Here is a 1,672-nt window from a genome sequence, read left to right as displayed (position 1 = left end):
CCCACTTATAGAAGATAGGAGAATTACGCCCTTTTTGTTAAAATAATAAGCAGAGAAGAAACCCCTATAGGCTAGGGGCTCTTAATAATATGAGGTATTGATTGGTTTAGAAACAAAGAGGATCATTTAAGAACCTTACTTCTATATTTTACCATGTATTTGTAAAAAATCAACATTCACTTTAAGGGGGATAAGAGTCCCTAATAAATAGGAACCCTCAACACCATAAGTTTTAATTAATTGTTTCATTTGTATTTTACCACATATTTGTAAAAAATCAATAAATTATAAAGGAATATATCAATAGTATAGATATAATATTGTATTTAGGATATAATTATTGATGTCTATTTTTTTTAGATCTTTTTTGATCTAATATAGAAGCTCTGGCTAATTACTGGAGCTTCTTTTAAAGAATATAATAATATATTTGGGGTATACTACTAAAAGATAGCATTTTAAATTCCCAATCTTATGCAATTACAAAATAACCTCCAGCTTTGGGCTGGGGGTTATTAGTTGTAAGTGCTATTTTAAAAAGCCTTGGATTCACCAGAGCAATTTATTTACAATGTTAATAATTCCTAATAATCAATTCACTGTATCTATGCTCTTTATCCTTGTATTTTCCTACAAAATTATGATTTCTCTGAACCTCATCTATCTTGAAATCCTTGTATAAATGCTTCGCAAATTCACAATCGTTATAAGAAAGAATGAATTTTCCTTTTACTTTCTTCAGGCAATCGCATAACCTCACATGATCCTCTTCTGAAAATTGGACCTGATAGTATTTTTCAGTACCATAGTAAGGCGGGTCCAGGTATATAAGTGCATCCTCTTTATCATAGACCTTTAACAAATCCTCAAAATCTTTATTTTCAATCACCACATCAGAGAGTCTTTCCTGAATATCAGTAAGATATTTAATCATCACATTTACATTTTTCTTCACACACCCATAGGATCTGTGGTCGCTTCCATAGCTTGTCTTAATCAACATGAAGAAACGTGCTGCTCTCTGAATATCCGTCATACCTCGAGTGTTATACTGACTTGCGAAATCATAAAATACTTCCCTTGAATTCAACATGAATGAAAGTTCCCTCTGCAACTCTCCACAATGGAATTTAACGCACCTGAATAAATTCACCAGGTCCCCATTTATACCGTTGTATACTTCCATGCTGGCCAGTTTATCTTTTGAAAACAATACCCATGCTGCACCTCCAAACACTTCTATGTATCTATTGAAACTTTCGGGAAATCGTTTGACTATCTCCTTCCTGAGTAATTTCTTTCCACCTATCCAATNATACCCATGCTGCACCTCCAAACACTTCTATGTATCTATTGAAACTTTCGGGAAATCGTTTGACTATCTCCTTCCTGAGTAATTTCTTTCCACCTATCCAATTTATAAAACTATTCATATATACCTCCTATGTTCCAGATAATACTATTATATACGAACATATGTTCTATATCGAGGTAGAATATGGATAACCTTCATAAATATAGATTCATGGTTAAAATTTATGCTATAATAATTATCAGGAGAATAAGGATGTTTTTAGCTAGTCACCCTCCGGGATTTTATCTCTCCCAAGGAGTCGTTGCGGTTAACCTGACAACAGAGGGGGTGACATAAATGAGTGATTCTATTACTATT

General features: G+C 33.0%; 2 protein-coding genes. Both read right to left on the bottom strand.

All coding sequences use genetic code 11. The features are described 5' to 3' along the window. Positions 1-574 precede the first annotated feature (574 nt). Positions 575-1,330: a DNA adenine methylase gene (locus ACFHWD_RS20540; RefSeq protein ID WP_378062934.1), complete on the bottom strand. Its 756-nt coding sequence runs from the start codon at positions 1,328-1,330 to the stop codon at positions 575-577. Beyond that, entirely contained in the window at positions 1,248-1,433 is a 186-nt protein-coding gene (locus ACFHWD_RS20535) for a DNA adenine methylase (protein WP_378062933.1), read from the bottom strand. The genes ACFHWD_RS20540 and ACFHWD_RS20535 overlap by 83 nt, the downstream gene beginning before the upstream one ends. Positions 1,434-1,672 lie beyond the last annotated feature (239 nt).

The organism is Clostridium sp. MT-14 (assembly GCF_042436595.1).
In the GTDB taxonomy this organism is placed as follows: Bacteria; Bacillota; Clostridia; order Clostridiales; family Clostridiaceae; genus Clostridium_B; species Clostridium_B aromativorans.
Note: the sequence above shows the minus strand (reverse complement) of the source record. Positions and strands in the feature narration are given on the sequence as shown.